This is a genomic window from Dactylosporangium sp. CS-033363 (genome assembly GCF_050942475.1).
Classification (GTDB): domain Bacteria; phylum Actinomycetota; class Actinomycetes; order Mycobacteriales; family Micromonosporaceae; genus Dactylosporangium.
This window is the reverse complement of sequence record NZ_CP192032.1, coordinates 9,467,514-9,485,697: the sequence shown is the minus strand read 5'-3', so window position 1 is coordinate 9,485,697 and position 18,184 is coordinate 9,467,514. Positions and strand designations below refer to the sequence as shown.

Below are 18,184 nucleotides of genomic sequence, written 5' to 3'. Positions count from 1 at the left end.
CAGCGCACCGTTACGGCACCGCTGTAGCAAGCGCCGCAAAAAGCCGCGAATCAGCATATATGACCCGCCAGGCGAAAAGTCCGAAATGTCGCGGCGCGCCAGCGCCCGACATTTCGTCCCCCCGCCGAACGACTTCTACGGCACGTGGACCAGCATCGCGCAGACGTCCTCGTCCTCGGGCACGTTGAGGACCGTCATGAGGTGCGTGACCACGGCGTCGAAGTCGGCCAGGTCGACCTGTTCGCCGGCCCGGCGTACCAGGTCCAGGCCCCCGCCGCGGCGGCGCGAGATCGTGGCGTTGAGGCCGGTGTAGAAGAGCACGCGGTCGCCCGGGGCCAGGGTCACCGCCGCGTCCGTGTACTGCATCTGGTCGACCTCGCCCAGCGGCAGGCCCAGCGGGCCCGAGAGCACGGTGCCCTGGCCGGCGGCGTCGTAGCGGATCGGGGCGACCTGGCCCGCGGCGGCCCAGCGCAGCTCGCGGGTCTGCGGGTGGTACCGGGCGACGATGAGGCACGCCGTGTGGTCGACCTCCATGGCGCACAGCATGCCGTTGACCGCGGTCAGGATCTCGCCGGGCGGCATGTCCAGCATCGCGTACGCGCGCACGGCGTAGCGCAGCCGGGCGGCCGTCGTCATCGAGGACAGGCCGCGCTCGTCGACGTCGCCCAGGACCAGGATCGAGGCGCCCTCGGTGCCGACGGGGGTGGCGTCGTACCAGTCGCCGTCGATCGTGCCGACGCGCTCGGGGGAGCGGCAGCGGCCGCAGATCTCGACGCCCTCGAGGTGGCCGAGTTCGGGGTCGGTGGGCAGGAGGGCCTTCTGCAGCGCCTCGGCCGCGCGGCGCTCGTCGGCCAGGCGGTGGCGCTGGGCGGCCAGGGCCTCCTCGGCGCGGCGCAGGCGGGCCTCGATCGCGCGCTCCTCGGTGACGTCCTGGACCGTGCCGCGCACCGCGGTGACGTTGCCGGTGTCGTCGTGGATGGCCTCGGCGGTGAGCCGCAGCCGGCGGCCGTTGACGCGGCCGGCCCCGCGGATCTCGGCCAGCAGCTGCTTGCCTTCGACGATCGTGCGCCGCACCGCATCCTGTACGGCCAGCAGGTCGTCCGGATGCACGCTCGCCGTCAGCTCGTCGACCGGGATGCGCGCCTCCCCGTTGCGGGCGTCGCGGCCGCCGGCCTGGCCGCGGTGGAAGAGCCGGACCAGCTCGGGGGAGCAGCGCGGCTCCGGGTCGCGCAGCTCCCAGCAGAACGAGCCGATGCCCGCGATGCGCTCGGCCTGCAGCAGCTGGTCGTAGAGCAGGTCGGCCTCGGTCGCGACCTTCCACACCGCGAACACCCGGTCCCACAGGCGCACCGCGTGCACGGTCAGGGTCTGCGGCCCGGGCACCCCGTCGGTGCGCGGGTCGGCCCGCAGGCCCTCCAGGCGGCGGGGCTGGCCGTCCTGCAGCACGCGGGCGAACTCGGGCAGCAGCGTGGCACTGCCCAGCGCCGGGTACGCGGCCAGCAGCGTCGCCTCGTCCGGGTCGACCCGCGCGCCGGAGAAGATCTGCCGGGCCAGGCCGTTCGCGTACTCCACGCGGAAGTCGACCAGCTGCCCGTCCTCGTGCACCGGGGACAGCAGCGCGCCCGGGTCGTGCAGCGCGTCGGCCACGGTCGGCAGCCAGACCTGGGCCGGGGCGCCCTGGCCGCTCTCCTCGCCGTCGACGTGGAACCAGGCGCTGGCGATCTCGTCGCGGATGAGCGTGTCGACCTGGCGGGCGACGGGTTCGAGGAGGGCCGCGACGTACCGCCGCAGCTCCTCGGCCTCGGCGAGCCCCTCGGCCCAGGTCATCAGGATGCCGCCGATGACTCGCTCGTCGGAGATCAGCGGCGAGGCGAGCAGCGTCTCGCCGCCGAACGGCTGCTGGCCGAGCACCGGGAAGCGGCGCCGGGCGTCGGGCTCGGGCGCGAGCCACAGCGTCTCGACGTCCTGCGCGGCCACGACCAGCGGCAGGCCCGGGTCCGGGGGGATGCGCGACCAGCGGCTGCGCACCTCGCCCGGCACCCCGAAGGTCCCGACGCCGCGCTGGGCGCCGTCCGGGTCGAGCAGGGTGAGCAGCACCGCGGTGGGCGCCGGCCACGCGGTGGGGGCGGTGCCGAGCACCTCGCAGATCTCGTCATAGGAGCGGGCGGCCGCGACCCGGGCACTGAGCAGCTGGTGCTGGGACTGCAGCGCTTCGACCTCGGGTGTACGGCTGGCGCGCCGGCGAGCAGCCGCCGGTACCATATCCGGCTTTTCGGGCTTTTTGTCCGTGGCCCGCGTCCGCGCGACGTGCTGGCGGAGCTCGTCGTCGATGAGATTCACCACATCGGGCGCGTTCGGGTCGGGCGAGGTGGTGCCGACGATCGCCGCCGCGACCTCGATCAGCTTGATGTTGGTCCGCTGGCTGAGCCGGACGAGCTGGTCGAAGCCCTGGTCGGGGGTGATCCCGAGCCGCTCCACGAGCACGCCCTTGGCCTGCTCGATGACGGCGCGGTTCCGCATGGCGGTGCGCACCCCGGTCAGCTCGGCCCGCAGCTTCGCGACGAGCGCGGCGAGCGCCTCGGCCGGCTCCGCGCTGCTGTTGCCGCCCTCGGGGGCCCTGTCGGCCATGCCGTTCCCTCTCCCGTCCATGCTCGCGTGCGCGAGCCGTCGTCCGGCTCGCCCGTTGATGTTTACCACCATCCGGCCCGGGTAGGGGCGGTGGCAGGTAAGCGCAGTCGGTTCGGTGGAGGTCTGAGTCTTGAGGATCGCCCTGGTCTCCGCTCAGGCCAGCCCGCTCGGGCTGGGCGGCCCGGTGGCGGGAGGCCGGCACACACACGTGGCGGCCGTGGCCAAGGCCCTCGGCGCGATGGGGCACGACGTCAGCGTGTACGTCCGGCGCGAGGACGGCACCGCTCCCGCCTCGGTGCAATTTTCCCCGGGCGTGTCGATCGAGCACGTGCCGGCCGGACCCGAGGCGCCGCTCCCGCCCGACGAGCAGCTTCCGCTGATGGGCGACTTCGGCCGCGCCCTCGCCGCGCGCTGGGCCGAGGACCCCGGCGCCGCGCCCGACGTCGTGCACGCCCACTTCTGGCTCTCCGGCCTCGCCGCGCTGACCGCCACCGCGGACGTGCGGCGGCCGGTCGTCGTGTCGTACCACGGCCTCGCCTCGGCCGAGCGCCGCGCGCTGCCCGCCGACCACAACGCCAAGCCGGGCCCCCGCGCCGGGCTGGAGCGCACCCTGGGCTCGCTCGCCGACCGCGTCGTCGCGCAGAGCGAGGACGAGGTGGCTGAGCTGGGGCGCATGGGGGTACGCCGCGCCGCCACCGTGATCGTCCCGTCCGGCGTCGACGTCGAGGTCTTCACCCCGACCGGCCCCGCCGCCGACCACCGCCGCCCGGGCCTGCGCCGCATCCTCACCGTCGGCCCGCTGGTGGCCCGCAAGGGCTTCGGCGACCTGGTCGAGGCGCTGCGCCGGGTGCCGGGCGCCGAGCTGATCGTGGTCGGCGGCTCCGACCCGGCCCGCCCGCCCCGCGACCTCGACGCCGACCCCGAGGCCCGCCGCCTGCTGCAGCTGGCCGACACGCACGGCGTCGGCGACCGGGTGCGCATGGTCGGCGCGGTCACCCAGGAGGAACTGGCCGGCTGGTACCGCTCGTCCGACGTGCTGGCCTGCGCGCCCTGGTACGAGCCGTTCGGCCTGACCCCGCTGGAGGCGATGGCCTGCGGCGTGCCGGTGGTCGCCTACGAGGTCGGCGGTATCGGCGAGAGCGTCATCGACAACGTGACCGGCGTGCTGGTCCCGCCCCGCGACGTCAACGCCATGGCCGGCGCCCTGCGCGCCCTGCTCGGCGACGAGGTGCGCCGGATGAGCTTCGCCAGCGCGGCGATCGACCGCGTCCGGTCCCGCTACACCTGGGAGCGGGCGGCGACCGAGCTCGAGCGGGTGTACCGCACGGTCACCGGCGCCACCGAGTCCGACGCCGCCGAGGAGCCCGCGGAAGCCTCCGAGGAGGACGAACTCTCCGAGGTCTCCTGACCACGTTCAGTGGTGCGAGCCTTGCCCGGGGGCCGGGCGGCGCGGTACGTTGGTCGGACCGTATCTGCATTCTTCGTTGGACCAGCTCCAGACGGCGGATGCACCCCGGCGGATCGTCAAATCAGCCGCGATCCAGTCGCCGCGGGACCGTGCCGGGCGCTCGAGAACAGGGCGCCGACCGGCCGAAACCTTCGCCGTGAGCCGCCGCGCCCGTGTGTGCCCCGCGCTCCCGGCAGGCAGGCAGGGGGATCCCCTCATGTCCATCACCTCCCATGGTTCCCGCGCACCCGGCAAGGACGCCGAGGCCGCCGCCCAGGCCCTGCTCACCGTGCTGGCCGACCTCCCGCCCGACAGCCCCGACCGCCCCCGCATCCGGGCGCGGCTCATCGAGCTGTACCTCCCGCTGGCCGAGTACCTGGCCCGCCGCTTCCGCAACCGCGGCGAGCCGCAGGACGACCTCAACCAGGTGGCGGGCGTCGGCCTGATCAAGTCCGTGGACGGCTTCGACCCCTCCCGCGGCGCCGCCTTCACCAGCTACGCCATCCCGATGATCGTGGGCGAGCTCAAGCGCCACTTCCGCGACAAGGGCTGGGACGTGCGGGTACCCCGCCGCCTCCAGGAGCTCCGCCTCGAACTCGGCAAGATCTCCGGCGACCTGGCCCAGGAACTTGGCCGCTCCCCGACGGTGGCCGACCTGGCCGCCCGCGTCGGCGTCTCGGAGGAGGAGGTCATCGAGGGCCTGGAGTCCGGCCACGCGTACCGCGCCCTGTCCATCAACGCCCCCGCCGGCGGCGACGACACCGGCGCCGAACTCGCCGACCTGCTGGGCGCCGCCGACCGCGCCCTGGAGGCGGTGGACGACCGCGAGTCGCTGCGGCCGCTGATCGCCCGGCTGCCGGAGCGCGAGCAGCGCATCATCGCGATGCGCTTCTTCGGCAACCTGACCCAGACCCAGATCGCGGAGCGCCTGGGGATCTCCCAGATGCACGTGTCGCGCCTGCTCGCCCACGCCCTGACCTTCCTGCGGGGCGAGCTGGTCGAACCCTTCTGATCAGACCGGCGCGAGGGTCGTGGAAACCGACAGCTGGTACACGTTGTAGGCCTGCTTGATGACCGGGTGCGCCACGTTCCGCACGGGGACGCCGCCCGGGGTCATGCCGCGTTCCGAGCCCGCGTGCGCGTGCCCGTGCACGGCCAGGCCCACGTCCGTCGCGCCGTCGATGGCCTGGGCCAGGTGGTAGGAGCCCAGAAACGGGTAGATCTCCAGCGGCTCGCCCAGCAACGTTTCCGGCACGGGGGAGTAGTGCGTCAGCGAGACCTTCACGTCGCAGTCCAGCGCCGCCAGGGACGCGCCGAAGCGGGCGGCCAGTTCGCGGCCGTGGCGGGTGAAGGCCTTCATCTCCGGCTCGCCGAACTCGCTGGCGCACGCGCCCGCGAAGCCGCCGCCGAAGCCCTTGGTGCCGGCTACGCCCACGCGGACGCCGTTGCAGTCCAGGACGGTGCCGGAGCACTCCAGGACGATCAGGCCGGCGTCGCGCAGTACCGACGCGACGGCATCCTGCTGGTCGGAGTGGTAGTCGTGGTTGCCCAGGATCGCCACCACCGGGACCGCCAGGCCGCCGAACTCGCGGGCCACGCAGCCGGCCTCCTCGGCGGTGCCGTGCCGGGTCAGGTCGCCGGCGAGCAGGAGCAGGTCGGCCTTGTCGCCGAGGTGCTCCAGGGCCGGGCGGTAGCGGCCCACCACGTCGGCGTCGAGGTGGACGTCGCCGACCGCGGCAACGCGAACGCAGTCGGTACCGCTCACAGCTCCTCCACCTCTTCCGGCTCGTGGACGCGGGTCAGGCCGATGTTGCACTGCACCGGAAGGTCCGGGAACGCCTCGCTGACCACCTGGCAGATCATGTCGCGGCGCTCGGCGCTCTCCACCTCGCCGACGAGCGCGATTCCGGAGTCGGTGCGCACGAAGCGGATCCCCTGTTCGGTGATCCGGTCGTCCTCGGCGAGCAGGTGCTGCAGCTCGCCCTCGACGTACTGGTCTGTGGACATCGTGTTCCCCCTTAGACGGCCGCCGCCAGCGCGCTGGCCTCGTCCATCGACATCACGCCGAGGCGGTCGATCAAGAACAGGAAAGCATGGGCGTACGGCGAGTGGGCCGTTTCCCGGTAGACCCGTGGCCAGTCGATCTGCTCGCGCAGGGACCGGGCGACCGGCAGCCCGCGCGCGAAGTCGCAGTAGTGCGCGGACCAGGTCAGGGTCTTGTGGATCATCAGCTCGGTGGCCGAGAGCACCGGCATGTGGCAGGCGTTGACCGCGATGACGTCGGTGTCCTCGAGGGTCGCGTCGGTCACCGGGCGCTGCACGGGGCAGAAGATGAAGTCGATGAGCAGGTCGCCCTGCTCGGTGTCGTCCCAGGCCTTCACCAGCCAGCCCTCGGGTGGCACCTCGCCGCGGAAGCCGACCTCGGACAGGGCGGCCAGGACCCGCTCGGCGTCCTCCTGCTTGATGAGGAAGTCGATGTCGTGGTCGACGGACTCACCGCCGCGCGCGTACACCGCGAAGCTGCCCGCGAGACAGAAGGGGATGCCCGCGTCCTTGAGGTGGAACGCGGCCTTCTTGAGCGTGGCGATCAGCGGCTGCCTGTCCTCGGAAACTGCCATGCATGCAGGCTTACCCGCGCGATCATTCCGTCACACGCACCGAATGCATGGCCTCACCCAGGCGGCGCAGTTCTTCGGCCGGGCAGGCCCCGGCCAGGCGCGGGAAGAGCTCGGTCTCCTCCTCCTGCATGTGCTGGCGGACGGCGTCGAAGCACTCCGTCGTCAGCGGGCCGTCGAACGAGGCGTGTTCGGCCTCCTCGTACGCCGCGATGTCCGGCCCGGCCGGCAGATGCGCGCGCAGCGCGGGGTGCAGGAACCGGTTCTCGGCCGCGGTGTGCCGCTCCAGGGCGGCCGCGGCCGCGGCGAGGGCCTGGCGCCGGCGCTCGGCCGTCGGGGCCGTCTCCACGTCGGCGAAGAGCGACTCCAGCCGGCGGTGCTCGGCCGTGAGGAGCTCGATGAGGTCCGCCGACATGGAGCAGGCGTACCCATGGCGGGCTTTTGCTAACCCACCCTACCGTGATGTTGGTACATGTGTTCGAATTAGCCCCATGGAGCGCAGAAAACACTGGTGGAACGGCACCTGGGGCCGGCTGGCCCGCCGCGACGTCTACCTCTTCGAGGACGCCGGCATCTGGTGGGTCGAGTCGCGGGAGGGCGGGGCCGACGGGCGCGGCCGCCGCTACGAGTTCGCCGACGAGGACAGCGCCATGAACTGCGTCTCCGGCCTGCTGGCCCAGCCCGGCAACTGGCGGGAGCTGCGCTGACGCAACGATTCGCCGCTGAATCGACGCACAGCGCAACGAAGAGCTCTCAAAAAGCAGCGAATCCGGCCGTAGGTTGTGTCCATGAGTCGTCGTTACCTCATGTGCCGCCCGACGTACTTCGCGGTGGACTACGCGATCAACCCGTGGATGGACCCGACCCTGCCGGTGGACACCGAGCGGGCCGTCGCGCAGTGGACGACGCTGTACGAGCTGTACCTGTCCCTCGGCCACACCGTCGAGCTCATCGACCCGGTCCCCGGCCTGCCCGACATGGTCTTCGCCGCCAACGGCGCGACGGTCGTGGACGGCCGGGTGTACGGCGCGCAGTTCCGCCACCCGGAGCGCGCCGACGAGGGCCCGGCCTACCTGGAGTGGTTCGCCCGCAACGGCTTCGACGTGCACGCGGCGAAGAGCGTCAACGAGGGCGAGGGCGACCTGCTGCTGGCGGGCGAGTGGATCCTGGCCGGCACCGGGCTGCGCACCGAGCACGCCGCGCACGCCGAGGCGCAGGAGCTCTTCGGCCGGCCGGTGCTCACCCTGCAGCTGGTCGATCCGCGCTACTACCACCTCGACACCGCGCTGACCGTGCTGTCGACGGACAACATCGCGTACTACCCGGGCGCGTTCTCCGCGGGCAGCCAGGCCGTGCTGCGGCGGCTGTACCCCGACGCCGTGCTCGCCACCGCCGAGGACGCCGCCGTGCTGGGCCTCAACGCGGTCAGCGACGGCCACCGGGTTGTCCTGCCATCCGCCGCCACCCGCCTGGCCGCAGCGCTAGCGTCGAAGGGGTTCCAGCCGGTTCCCGTCGACGTCTCCGAGCTGCACCGGGCCGGCGGCGGGCCGAAGTGCTGCACCCTGGAGGTCCGGTCATGACGAGCGTCGTCAATCGCACGAGCACCGCAGTGGAAGAGGCGGAGGCGCACACCGCGCACAACTACCACCCGCTGCCGGTCGTCATCGCCGAGGCCGAGGGCGCCTGGGTCACCGACGTGGACGGGCGCCGCTACCTGGACTGCCTGGCCGGGTACTCCGCGCTGAACTTCGGCCACCGCCACCCCGGCCTCATCGCCGCCGCCCGCGAGCAGCTGGACCGCGTGACGCTGACCAGCCGCGCGTTCCTGCACGACCAGTTCGGCCCGTTCTGCCGCGACCTGGCCCGGCTCACCGGCAAGGACATGGTGCTGCCGATGAACAGCGGCGCCGAGGCCGTGGAGACCGCGATCAAGGTGTCCCGCAAGTGGGGGTACCAGGTCAAGGGCGTCCCGGACGGCCAGGCCACCATCATCGTGGCGGACGGCAACTTCCACGGCCGCACCACGACCATCGTGAGCTTCTCCACCGACCCGGAGGCCCGCGCGGACTACGGCCCCTACACGCCCGGGTTCGTCGTCGTGCCCTACGGCGACCTGGACGCGCTCGAGGCCGCCATCGACGAAACCACGGTGGCTGTACTGCTCGAGCCCATTCAGGGTGAGGCCGGCGTCCTGGTCCCGCCGCGCGGCTACCTGCCGGGCGTGCGCCGCCTGTGCACCGACAACAACGTCCTGTTCGTGGCCGACGAGATCCAGTCCGGCCTCGGCCGCACCGGCGCGACGTTCGCCTGCGACGACGAAAATGTCGTACCCGACATGTACGTTCTGGGCAAGGCGCTGGGTGGCGGCATCGTCCCGGTGTCGGCAGTCGCGGCCGACGCCGACGTCCTGGGCGTGCTGCGGCCCGGCGAGCACGGCTCCACGTTCGGTGGCAACCCCCTCGCCTGCGCGGTGGCGCGGGCGGTCATCGGCCTGCTGGAGACCGGCGAGCCGCAGGACCGGGCGCGCAAGGTCGGCGCGCACCTGCACCGGCGGCTCAACGAGCTGGTCGGCCACGGCCTGACCGCGGTCCGCGGGCGCGGGCTGTGGGCGGGCATCGACATCGACCCGGCCCTGATGACCGGGCGCGAGGCGAGCGAGCGGCTGATGGCGCTCGGCGTGCTGGCCAAGGACACGCACGGCTCGACGCTGCGCCTGGCCCCGCCGCTGACGGTCACCGAGGCCGACATCGACGTCGCCGTCGACGCCCTGACCACCGTCCTGAAGGGCTGACCGCAAAGGCGCTCGGGGCCGGTCACCGACAAAGGTGGCCGGCCCCATGCTCAGCGCTTCAGGAGGCGGCTGAAGAAGCCCTGGCGCTGCGCCGGTACCGGCGCCGGGGCCTCCATCACCAGGACGTCCGGCGACGCGGGGCGCACCGGCGGAATCGCCGCCGGCACCGCACGAGGCCGGGGCAGCGGCGGATGATCGGCCGCCGGAACAGGCGCGACCGGGGCGTGCGCGACCGGGCAGCGAGCGGCAGCGGTCGGCGCCGGCACCGGAGAACGCCCGCGCTTGCCCAGCTCGCGCGCCTCCGCGTCGAGGTAGAAGCCGGGGCGCTGGTCGGCCTCGGCGTAGTACCGGTGAAAGACCCCCGTCGTCGACCCGCTCATCGGCGGCACGATCCACGACCAGTCGGCCGGCGTCGGGCGGCCCGAGCGCTCCTCGCTCACCATGTGGGCCAGGAAGCGCTCCGACTCGGTGTGATGGTCGCTGATGCGCGCGCCCGCCTGGTCGAAGGACCACAGCACGGCCCGGTTCAGCTCGACGAGGGCGCGGTCCTTCCACAGCGAGCGCTCGGTCGAGGTGTCCAGGCCCATCCGCGATGCCACCAGGGGCAGGAGGTTGTACCGGTCCCGGTCGGCCAGGTTGCGCGCGCCGATCTCGGTGCCCAGGTACCAGCCGTTGAAGGGCGCCAGCGGATAGTCGACGCCGCCGACGGTGAGCCGCATGTTGGCGATCGCCGGGATGGCGTGCCAGCGCAGCCCCAGCTCGGCGAACCAGCGCAGCTCCGGGTGCTCGATCGGCACCTCCCACACGGCGTCCTCGGGCAGCTCGTGCAGGCTCACGGTGCCGTCCGGCGCCTCCAGCGCGAGGGGCAGCACGTCGAACGGGTTGTCGGGCTTGCCGCGCCAGCCGTGCTGCTGGAGGGTCTCGGTGAACTGGGCGTACCGCGGGTCGCCGACCACGGTGCCGTCCGGGTGGCGGTGCCCGGCGTAGCGGATGAGCTGGTCGTTCCACAGGCGCACGCCCGGGCGGCCGGGGCGGTGCTGGGCGAAGACGGAGATCACCGGGCGGATCACGTGCCGCTCGCGCTGGCCGGCCAGGCGCAGGTGCCGGACGAGCTCCTCGTGCACCTCGGCGGTCGTGGTGACCTTGCGCAGGTCGCGCACGACGAGGCTGCGCCAGTAGAGGCGGCCGATGCAGCGGGAGGCGTTGCGCCAGGCCACGCGGGCGCCGAAGACCAGCTCGGCGTACGTGTGGACGTAGGTGCCGGTCTCGGCGATCTCGTCGCGGACCCGGGCCAGGCGCTCGCGCCCGTTGCCGCCGGGCTGCTGCTCGTGGTGGAACAGGGCCAGAAAGTCCTCGGCCTCGGCGGGGTCCACGGGGGAGTGGGCATCCCAGGGCCGTCCCGGTATGTCGCGGTATCCGGGCACGCTCACGCGCAACCTCCAACGCCGAAGGATCCCAGTGCTGGGTGGCAGGAGGACATCGTGTCGGCCCGGCCAAGACCGAAGTCGCACACCGTGTGCGGCCGGGGTCGGAGCGTCAGCTATTGCAATGTGCACAATGGGGAAAGGGGCGCCCCCGGATGTACCGGTGACGCCCCTCCGAACGGCCCTCCGCACCCCACTACCCGGAGGCCACCCGCCGCAGCCGGGCCAGGTAGGTCTGGGCCACGACCACCAGCGCGATGAACGCCCCGCTGATGACCGTCTGCCAGGCCGACGTGACCGTGCCGATCTGGTTGATGATGTTCTGGATCACCTGCAGCAGCAGGACGCCGGCGATGGTGCCGCCGAGGGTGCCCGCCCCGCCGGTCAGCAGCGTGCCGCCGACGACCACCGCGGCGATCGCGTCGAGCTCCATGCCGGTGCCCAGCACCGTGACGCCGGAGCCGAGCCGGGCCGCGTTGATCGCCCCGGCCAGCCCGGCCAGGACGCCGGACAGGACGTAGACGCGGATCTGCGTGCTGCGGATCTTCACGCCCATCAGGCGGGCCGCGTCCTCGCTGCCGCCGATGGCGTAGACGGACTGGCCGAAGCGGCTGCGGTACAGCAGCAGCATCCCCGCCGCGAAGAGCGCGATGACCAGGTAGACGGGGTAGCCGATGCCCAGGAACTCGCCGGTGCCGAAGTGCTTGAAGGAGTCGGTCTTCACCAGGTAGGTGTCGGCGCCTTCGTCGGACAGGGCGAGCATCAGGCCGCGGGCCCCGAGCAGGCCGGCCAGCGTGACGATGAAGGGCGCCAGCCGCGCGTACGCGATGATGAGGCCCTGCACCAGCCCGAACACCCCGCACACGGCCAGCGGCAGCGCGAACGCGGCCCACGTGCCGTACTGCGACGCCCACGCGGCCAGGACCCCGCCCAGCACGTACAGCGACCCGACGGACAGGTCGATGCCGCCGCTGATGATGACGAACGTCATGCCGAGCGCGATCAGGGCCGGCGGCGCGGTGGAGATGAGCACCGTGCCGAGGTTGTCGAAGGTGCGGAAGCTGTCCCAGGTGACGACGCCGACGACGATCACCAGCACGAGCACGGCGAGCGCGCCCTGGCGCTGGATCAGCTCGACGACGCGCTCGGTGCGCATCGAGGCGGCCTCGGCCCGGGCCGCCTTCGCCGGGGGCGTCACGACCGTCTGGCTGCTCATCGGGTCCTCCGTTCGCGGGCCGCGTACACGGCGACCAGGATGATGGCCGCCTGCACCATCTGCGCGGTCGAGTCGCGCAGGTTGTTGGCGATCATCGTCGCGGTCAGCAGCTGCATGAGCAGCGCGCCGGCCACGGTGCCGAGCACGCGCACCTTGCCGCCGGTCAGCGGGGTGCCGCCGACGACCACCGCGGTGATCGCGGAGAGCTCGATGAGCAGGCCGATCCGGGAGGCGTCGGCCGAGCCGATCCGGGCCACCTGGATGATGCCGGCGATCGAGGCGAGCACGGCGCTGATGATGTAGACCGTCACCAGCACCCGGCGCACCGGGACGCCGGCCAGGACCGCGGCCGGGCGGTTGTCGCCGATGGCGAGCAGGCGCCGGCCGAAGACCGTGCGGCGCACCACGAAGCCGACGATCACGGCGAGCACGGCGGCGATCCAGACGGTGTAGGGCACCCCGAGGAACTGCCCGGTGCCGATCTCGATGAAGTCGGCGTTGCGGATGTCCTTGTAGCGCCCGCTGGACACGACCAGCGCGATGCCGCGCCCGGCCACGAGCATGGCCAGGGTGGCCACGATCGGCTGCAGCCCTACGAACGCGACGAGGCCGCCGTTGACGAAGCCGATGACCAGGCCGCCGACCAGCGCGAGGACGATGGCGGCGACGGGGCCGTAGCCGAGGTACAGCGGGATGATCGCGGCGCCGAGGGCCATCACGGACCCGACGGACAGGTCGATGCCCTCGGTGCCGATGACCAGCGCCATCCCCAGGGCCACGATCACCACGGGGGTGACCTGGACCAGCTGGATGCGCAGGTTCGACCACTCGAGGAAGTTGTCGGTGTAGACGACGTTGAACAGCACCAGCACGAGCAGGGCCACGTAGACGCCGTACACCGGCAGCAGCTGCCGCCAGCGGTTGGCCTGGACTTTCTCCACTGCGGGAGTAGCGGCCGTCATGACGACGCCACCGCGATCACGTTCATCAACTGCTCCGTCGTCACTTCGTCGCCGCGGAGCATGCCCACCACGGCGCCATCACGCAGTACCACCACACGGTCGGAACCCTCGATGAGCTCCTCGGCGTCCGAGGACACCAGCACCACCCCGAGGCCCTCGGAGGCGAGCTCGTCGATGAGCGCCTGCACCTCGGCCTTCGCGCCCACGTCGATGCCGCGGGTCGGCTCGTCCAGCAGCAGCACCTTGGGCCCGGTGGCCAGCAGGCGGGCCAGGAGCACCTTCTGCTGGTTGCCGCCGGAGAGGTCGCCGACCCGCTGGTGCGGGCTGGACGCCTTGATCCGCAGCCGCTTCATGAAGGTGTCGACGATCTCGTCGATCTTCCGCTCGGAGACCACGCCAGCCGTGGCGAGCCGGGGCAGGATCGCCAGGGCGATGTTCTCCCGCACCGACAGCCCCAGCGCGATGCCCTCGGCCTTGCGGTCCTCGGGCTGCACGGCGATGCCGGCCTTGAGCGCGCTGACCGGCGTCGGGCGGCGCAGCGGCTTGCCGTCGACCTCGACGGAGCCGCTGTCCAGCGGCAGCGCGCCGGCCACCGCCTTGATGGTCTCGCTGCGCCCGGCGCCGAGCAGGCCGCCGAGCCCGACGACCTCGCCCGGCCGGACCTCGAAGCTGACGCCCGCGAGGTGGTGGCGGCTGTTGAGGTCGGTGGCCCGCAGCACCGGGGCGGCACCGGCGGCGTCGTGCTCGCCGGCGAAGCTGGTGAACGAGCGCTCCGCGTTGACCGGGCGGCCCAGCATGTGCGAGACGAGCTGGACGCGCTCCAGGTCGGCCAGCTTGCCCGCGTGGACCAGCTTGCCGTCGCGCAGGATCGTGACGCTGTCGCAGATGCGGTACAGCTCGTCCAGGCGGTGGCTGACGTAGATGATGCCGACGCCGCGCTCGTGCAGCTGGTGGATGACGCCGAAGAGGGTCTCCACCTCGCGGGGCTCGAGCGAGGAGGTCGGCTCGTCCATCACGACGACCTTGGCGTCGACCATGACGGCCCGGGCCAGCGCCACCATCTGCTGCGCGCCGAGGGGCATGAGGCCCAGCGGGCGGCGCACGTCGGAGGTGATGCCGTAGCCGGCGAGAATCTCGGCCGCCTCGCGGTTCATCCGGGCCACGTCGACGAGGCCCAGCCGGTTGCGCGGTTCGCGGGTCAGGAAGAGGTTGCGCGCCACGCTCATCAGCGGGACGAGGTTGACCTCCTGGTAGATGGTGGAGATCCCGGCCGCCTGGGCGTCCAGCGGGCCGCCGAAGGAGACCGGCTCGCCCTGGTAGCGCACCTCGCCGCCGTCCGGGCGGTACACGCCGGTGAGGACCTTGATCAGGGTGGACTTGCCGGCCCCGTTCTCGCCGACGAGCGCGTGCACCTCGCCCGGCTCCAGCGTGAACGAGACGTCGTCGAGCGCCCGCACGCCCGGGAACTGTTTGCTGACCCCGGCCACTTCCAGCAGGGACATGTTTCCTCTTTCCACGCGCCGAACCCCTTGCCGGGAGAGCCTGCGCTCTCCCGGCAAGGGGTTCAAGGCCTCAGTAGGACAGACCGATGTCGGACGACGCGTTGGTCGAGTCGTACTCGCGGTCGGAGATGATGATGTTCTCCGGGATCGCCTCGCCGTTGAAGAACTTCTCGGCGGTCGAGAAGGCCAGCGGGCCGAAGCGCGGGTTCGACTCGATGACCGAGTAGATCCAGCCGTCCACGATGCCCTGGACCGCGCCCTTGGTGCCGTCGATCGTCACGATCTTGACGTCGCCGGCCTTCTTGTTGGCGCCCTTGAGGGCGGTCACCGCGCCGAGGGCCATCTCGTCGTTCTCGGCGTAGATGCCGTTGACGTTCGGGTTGGCCTGCAGCAGCTGCTCGGCCGTCTTCTGGCCCTCTTCACGGGAGAAGTTGCCGGTCTGCTCGAACACGATCTTGATGTTCGGGGCGACCTTGGCGATCTCGTCCTTGAAGCCGCTGGTGCGCAGCGTGGTGACGTTGTTGCCCGGGGCGCCGAGCAGGATCGCGACCGTGCCGGTGTTGTTCATGGCCTTGGCCATCTTGTCGGCGGCCCGCTTGCCCTGCTCCGCGAAGTCCGACCCGATGAAGGTCAGGTAGTTGGTGCAGCTCTTCGCGTTGATCTTCCGGTCGATCGTGATGATCGGGATCTTCTTCTGGGAGGCCTTGGCGAACACCGAGTCCCAGCCGTCCGAGTTCAGCGGGGCCACGATCAGCAGCTGCACGCCCTGGTCGATCAGCGTGCTCACGTCGGTGATCTGCTTGTCGAACTTCGAGTCGGCGTTGGTGGTCTTGAGGTTGGCCTCGGGGATGCCCAGCTTCTTCGCCTCGTCCTTGATGGACTGGGTCTCGGCGATGCGGAAGGGGTTGGCCTCCTTCTCCGACTGGGAGAAGCCGACCTGGGCGGTCTTGAGGTCGATCTTCGTGCCGCCGAACTGCGTCAGGGTGCAGCTCGCGCCGGCGGCGTCGGCCGACTTCGTGGCCTGCGCGGCGGCGGAGGCGTTCGCCGTCGCGCCGGCGCCGGCGTTGTCGTCCTCGGACTTCGCGCAGCCGGTCATCAGCAGGGCCGCGGCGCTGAGCACGGCCAGGGCGGGCCGCCAGCGGCCACGCATATCGATCATGGTGTGTCACTCCCTTGAGCGAGGGGTCGACTGGGGTGTCTGTGCGGGACCTCATCGAGGTGTATCGCATTCACTCATCCTCCAACTTTTTCTGTCAAGACTTTCGACCAACCCGACCAAAACCAAACACCAACTGTCACATGACCGAGACCTGGGCGATGCCGGACCGACATCGATGACGAACCTTGTGCAGTCGTGTTTATCGGCGTACAACAATATTCAACAATTTCGATCTCGTACCGCCTGGGAGCTGCGATGATCCGATCTCCTGGGGTGCTGAAACGCGCCCTGAACACGGCCGCCACGACCCTCCTGCTGGTCGCCGCGGCATCCATCCCGCTCGCTGTTACCGGCGCGTCGCCCGCCGGCGCCACGGCGACACCCCAACCAGGACCGCTCACCGCCCCCGTGATGGGGTGGAACAGCTGGAACCGGTTCGGCTGCAACATCGACGAAAACCTGATCAAGGCGACCGCCGACGCCATGGTCAGCACCGGACTGCGGGACTCCGGGTACACCTACGTCGACATCGACGACTGCTGGATGGCCGGCACCAGGGACGCGCAGGGCCGGCTGCGGCCCGACCCGGTGCGCTTCCCGGGCGGCATCGCGGCCATCGCCACCTACGTGCACGCCCGCGGCCTCAAGCTCGGGATCTACTCCTCGGCCGGCACCGCCACCTGCCAGGGACTGCCCGCGAGCCTGGACCACGAGGTCGTCGACGCGCAGACGTGGGCGTCCTGGGGCATCGACCTGCTGAAGTACGACAACTGCAACAACCAGGGCCGGCCCGCCGTGGACCGCTACCGGGCGATGGGCGAGGCGCTCAAGGCGACCGGCCGCCAGATCGTCTACAGCATCTGCAACTGGGGCAACGACGAGCCGTGGGTCTTCGGGCCGGACGTCGGCGGCAGCTCCTGGCGCACCACCGACGACATCAACACCAACTGGTCCACGATCACCGCGCTGCTGGACCAGCAGGCCGGGCTGGAGCCGTTCGCGCGCAAGGGGTACTACAACGACCCCGACATGCTCGAGGTCGGCAACGGCTCGCTGTCCCAGGACGAGAACATCGCGCACTTCTCGCTCTGGTCCCTGCTGTCCTCGCCGCTGCTGCTGGGCAACGACCTGCGCTCGGTCAGCGCGGCGACGCTGGGCATCCTGCGCAACGCCGACGTCATCGCCGTCAACCGGGACTGGGGCGGCTCCCAGGGCCGGCGCGTGGCCGACGCGGGCGACCAGGAGGTCTGGGCCAAACCGATGAGCGACGGTTCGGTGGCCGTGGTCCTTTTCAACCGCGGCACCGGTACCGCCAGTGTCTCCACCACCACCGCCGCCCTCGGGCTGACGGGGTCCAGCTCGTACACCACGAAGAACCTCTGGACCGGCGCCACCGGCTCGACCACCGGCGCCCTGAGCGCGTCGGTGCCCGCCCACGGCGCCGCGATGTTCCGGGTGACCCGGGCGGGCTCCCTGGCCGCGGCCCCGGCGGCCGGCACGTACCAGGTCAGCGACATGGCCTGGGCCGCGACCGGCAACGGCTGGGGCCCGGCCGAGCGCAACCGCTCCAACGGCGAGACCGGCGCCGCCGACGGCACCGCGCTGAACATCGGCGGCACCGCGTTCGCCAAGGGCATCGGCGCCCACGCGGACGGGGCGGTGCACGTCTACCTCGGCCGCGCCTGCCGCACCTTCACCGCCCAGGTCGGCATCGACGCCGAGGTGGGCACCGCGGGCTCGGCGCGCTTCGCGGTCTACGGCGACGGCCGGCTGCTCGGCTACAGCCCGGTGAAGACCGGCGGCCAGGCCCCGACCCGCCTGTCGGTGTCGACCGGCGGCTACCTGACCCTCGAACTGCGGGTCACCGACGCCCGCGACGGCAACGCGAGCGACCACGGGGACTGGGGGAGTGCGACCCTGGTCTGCGGTACCCCGGGCGCCGGTTCGGCCGTCAGCGACCGCACCTGGGGCACGGCAACGAACGGCTGGGGCCCGGTCGAACGCGACCAGTCCAACGGCGAGACGGCGACCGGCGACGGCAGCGTGCTCACCGTCGGCGGCGTCGCCTACCAGAAGGGCATCGGCGCCCACGCGGCGAGCGACATCACCGTCCCGTCGGCCGGCTGCACCCGGTTCACGGCGATCGGCGGGCTCGACGCCGAGGTCGGGACCGTCTCCACGGGCGTCACGTTCTCGGTACTGGGCGACGGCACGACGCTCTACACCAGCCCGACCGTGACGGCCGCGAACCCGGTGGCGATCGACGTGGACGTCACCGGGCGCTCGAACGTGCGGCTGGTCGTGGGCAGCGCGGGCAGCAACGACCACGACCACGCGGACTGGGCCGACGCGCGCCTGACCTGTTAGGCGTGCTTCGGGGTGCCCGCGCGGGCACCCCGAAGCCGTCGGAAGCGGTGTCCCCCGCGGGGGCACCGCGAGG

At 71.9% G+C, this 18,184-nt stretch carries 16 protein-coding genes; 6 read left to right on the top strand and 10 right to left on the bottom strand.

Annotated features, from left to right (window positions below; all coding sequences use genetic code 11):
- Positions 1-135: 135 nt before the first annotated feature.
- A complete protein-coding gene (locus tag ACQPZ4_RS43705) occupies positions 136-2,628 on the bottom strand; it encodes a SpoIIE family protein phosphatase (protein WP_433050175.1) in 2,493 nt (830 codons plus the stop codon).
- A gap of 130 nt (positions 2,629-2,758) precedes the next feature.
- On the opposite strand from ACQPZ4_RS43705, the gene ACQPZ4_RS43700 reads away from it, so the two are divergent.
- Together ACQPZ4_RS43700 and ACQPZ4_RS43695 are read left to right on the top strand one after the other, a co-directional pair.
- Positions 2,759-4,036, top strand: a complete 1,278-nt coding sequence (locus ACQPZ4_RS43700; protein ID WP_433050172.1) for a glycosyltransferase — start codon at positions 2,759-2,761, stop codon at positions 4,034-4,036.
- Between the two features lie 256 nt (positions 4,037-4,292).
- Positions 4,293-5,087, top strand: a complete 795-nt coding sequence (locus ACQPZ4_RS43695) for an RNA polymerase sigma factor SigF (protein WP_433050169.1) — start codon at positions 4,293-4,295, stop codon at positions 5,085-5,087.
- Here ACQPZ4_RS43695 and ACQPZ4_RS43690 read toward each other — a convergent pair whose 3' ends face one another.
- From ACQPZ4_RS43690 to ACQPZ4_RS43675, 4 genes are read right to left on the bottom strand one after another with little or no spacing between them, the layout of a single operon-like run.
- The gene (locus ACQPZ4_RS43690) at positions 5,088-5,840 is read right to left on the bottom strand and encodes a metallophosphoesterase family protein (RefSeq protein WP_433050166.1); all 753 of its coding nucleotides are present in this window, start codon (positions 5,838-5,840) and stop codon (positions 5,088-5,090) included.
- Positions 5,837-6,082: a hypothetical protein gene (locus ACQPZ4_RS43685; protein ID WP_433050163.1), complete on the bottom strand. Its 246-nt coding sequence runs from the start codon at positions 6,080-6,082 to the stop codon at positions 5,837-5,839. The genes ACQPZ4_RS43690 and ACQPZ4_RS43685 overlap by 4 nt, the downstream gene beginning before the upstream one ends.
- Positions 6,083-6,093: 11 nt before the next feature.
- Positions 6,094-6,693 (bottom strand): nucleotidyltransferase family protein, encoded by a 600-nt coding sequence (locus ACQPZ4_RS43680; protein WP_433050161.1) that lies wholly within the window; start codon positions 6,691-6,693, stop codon positions 6,094-6,096.
- Between the two features lie 22 nt (positions 6,694-6,715).
- Entirely contained in the window at positions 6,716-7,105 is a 390-nt protein-coding gene (locus tag ACQPZ4_RS43675; RefSeq protein WP_433050158.1) for a hemerythrin domain-containing protein, read from the bottom strand.
- Positions 7,106-7,181: 76 nt separating this feature from the next.
- Between ACQPZ4_RS43675 and ACQPZ4_RS43670 the strand changes: the two genes are divergently transcribed.
- The 3 genes from ACQPZ4_RS43670 to rocD all read left to right on the top strand — a co-directional run bounded on the left by ACQPZ4_RS43670 (position 7,182) and on the right by rocD (position 9,481).
- Positions 7,182-7,397: a hypothetical protein gene (locus tag ACQPZ4_RS43670; RefSeq protein WP_433050155.1), complete on the top strand. Its 216-nt coding sequence runs from the start codon at positions 7,182-7,184 to the stop codon at positions 7,395-7,397.
- An 81-nt stretch (positions 7,398-7,478) separates the two neighbouring features.
- A complete protein-coding gene (ddaH, locus tag ACQPZ4_RS43665) occupies positions 7,479-8,270 on the top strand; it encodes a dimethylargininase (protein ID WP_433050152.1) in 792 nt (263 codons plus the stop codon).
- Positions 8,267-9,481, top strand: coding sequence for an ornithine--oxo-acid transaminase (gene rocD, locus ACQPZ4_RS43660; protein WP_433050149.1), 1,215 nt, complete (start codon positions 8,267-8,269; stop codon positions 9,479-9,481). The genes ddaH and rocD overlap by 4 nt, the downstream gene beginning before the upstream one ends.
- A 50-nt stretch (positions 9,482-9,531) precedes the next feature.
- Here rocD and ACQPZ4_RS43655 read toward each other — a convergent pair whose 3' ends face one another.
- The 5 genes from ACQPZ4_RS43655 to ACQPZ4_RS43635 all read right to left on the bottom strand — a co-directional run bounded on the left by ACQPZ4_RS43655 (position 9,532) and on the right by ACQPZ4_RS43635 (position 15,744).
- A complete protein-coding gene (locus ACQPZ4_RS43655; RefSeq protein WP_433050146.1) occupies positions 9,532-10,854 on the bottom strand; it encodes a nitric oxide synthase oxygenase in 1,323 nt (440 codons plus the stop codon).
- 247 nt (positions 10,855-11,101) lie between these two features.
- The gene (locus ACQPZ4_RS43650; RefSeq protein ID WP_433050143.1) at positions 11,102-12,121 is read right to left on the bottom strand and encodes an ABC transporter permease; all 1,020 of its coding nucleotides are present in this window, start codon (positions 12,119-12,121) and stop codon (positions 11,102-11,104) included.
- A complete protein-coding gene (locus tag ACQPZ4_RS43645; protein ID WP_433050140.1) occupies positions 12,118-13,083 on the bottom strand; it encodes an ABC transporter permease in 966 nt (321 codons plus the stop codon). The genes ACQPZ4_RS43650 and ACQPZ4_RS43645 overlap by 4 nt, the downstream gene beginning before the upstream one ends.
- Positions 13,080-14,585: a sugar ABC transporter ATP-binding protein gene (locus tag ACQPZ4_RS43640; RefSeq protein ID WP_433050137.1), complete on the bottom strand. Its 1,506-nt coding sequence runs from the start codon at positions 14,583-14,585 to the stop codon at positions 13,080-13,082. Before ACQPZ4_RS43640 ends, ACQPZ4_RS43645 begins: the two co-directional genes overlap by 4 nt.
- A 70-nt stretch (positions 14,586-14,655) precedes the next feature.
- Positions 14,656-15,744 (bottom strand): ABC transporter substrate-binding protein, encoded by a 1,089-nt coding sequence (locus ACQPZ4_RS43635; RefSeq protein WP_433050134.1) that lies wholly within the window; start codon positions 15,742-15,744, stop codon positions 14,656-14,658.
- A 255-nt stretch (positions 15,745-15,999) separates the two neighbouring features.
- Here ACQPZ4_RS43635 and ACQPZ4_RS43630 point away from each other — a divergent pair, with 255 nt between their 5' ends.
- On the top strand, positions 16,000-18,111 hold the full coding sequence (locus ACQPZ4_RS43630) for an NPCBM/NEW2 domain-containing protein (RefSeq protein WP_433050131.1): 2,112 nt from the start codon (positions 16,000-16,002) through the stop codon (positions 18,109-18,111).
- The last annotated feature ends 73 nt before the right edge of the window (positions 18,112-18,184 follow it).

Coding starts and splice junctions, on each gene's coding strand:
- ACQPZ4_RS43705 (WP_433050175.1), bottom strand. CDS start 2,628: ATGGCCGACAGGGCCCCCGAGGGCGGCAACAGCAGCGCGGAGCCGGCC.
- ACQPZ4_RS43695 (WP_433050169.1), top strand. CDS start 4,293: ATGTCCATCACCTCCCATGGTTCCCGCGCACCCGGCAAGGACGCCGAG.
- ACQPZ4_RS43685 (WP_433050163.1), bottom strand. CDS start 6,082: ATGTCCACAGACCAGTACGTCGAGGGCGAGCTGCAGCACCTGCTCGCC.
- ACQPZ4_RS43680 (WP_433050161.1), bottom strand. CDS start 6,693: ATGGCAGTTTCCGAGGACAGGCAGCCGCTGATCGCCACGCTCAAGAAG.
- ACQPZ4_RS43675 (WP_433050158.1), bottom strand. CDS start 7,105: ATGTCGGCGGACCTCATCGAGCTCCTCACGGCCGAGCACCGCCGGCTG.
- ACQPZ4_RS43670 (WP_433050155.1), top strand. CDS start 7,182: ATGGAGCGCAGAAAACACTGGTGGAACGGCACCTGGGGCCGGCTGGCC.
- ddaH (WP_433050152.1), top strand. CDS start 7,479: ATGAGTCGTCGTTACCTCATGTGCCGCCCGACGTACTTCGCGGTGGAC.
- rocD (WP_433050149.1), top strand. CDS start 8,267: ATGACGAGCGTCGTCAATCGCACGAGCACCGCAGTGGAAGAGGCGGAG.
- ACQPZ4_RS43650 (WP_433050143.1), bottom strand. CDS start 12,121: ATGAGCAGCCAGACGGTCGTGACGCCCCCGGCGAAGGCGGCCCGGGCC.
- ACQPZ4_RS43645 (WP_433050140.1), bottom strand. CDS start 13,083: ATGACGGCCGCTACTCCCGCAGTGGAGAAAGTCCAGGCCAACCGCTGG.
- ACQPZ4_RS43640 (WP_433050137.1), bottom strand. CDS start 14,585: ATGTCCCTGCTGGAAGTGGCCGGGGTCAGCAAACAGTTCCCGGGCGTG.
- ACQPZ4_RS43635 (WP_433050134.1), bottom strand. CDS start 15,744: ATGATCGATATGCGTGGCCGCTGGCGGCCCGCCCTGGCCGTGCTCAGC.
- ACQPZ4_RS43630 (WP_433050131.1), top strand. CDS start 16,000: ATGATCCGATCTCCTGGGGTGCTGAAACGCGCCCTGAACACGGCCGCC.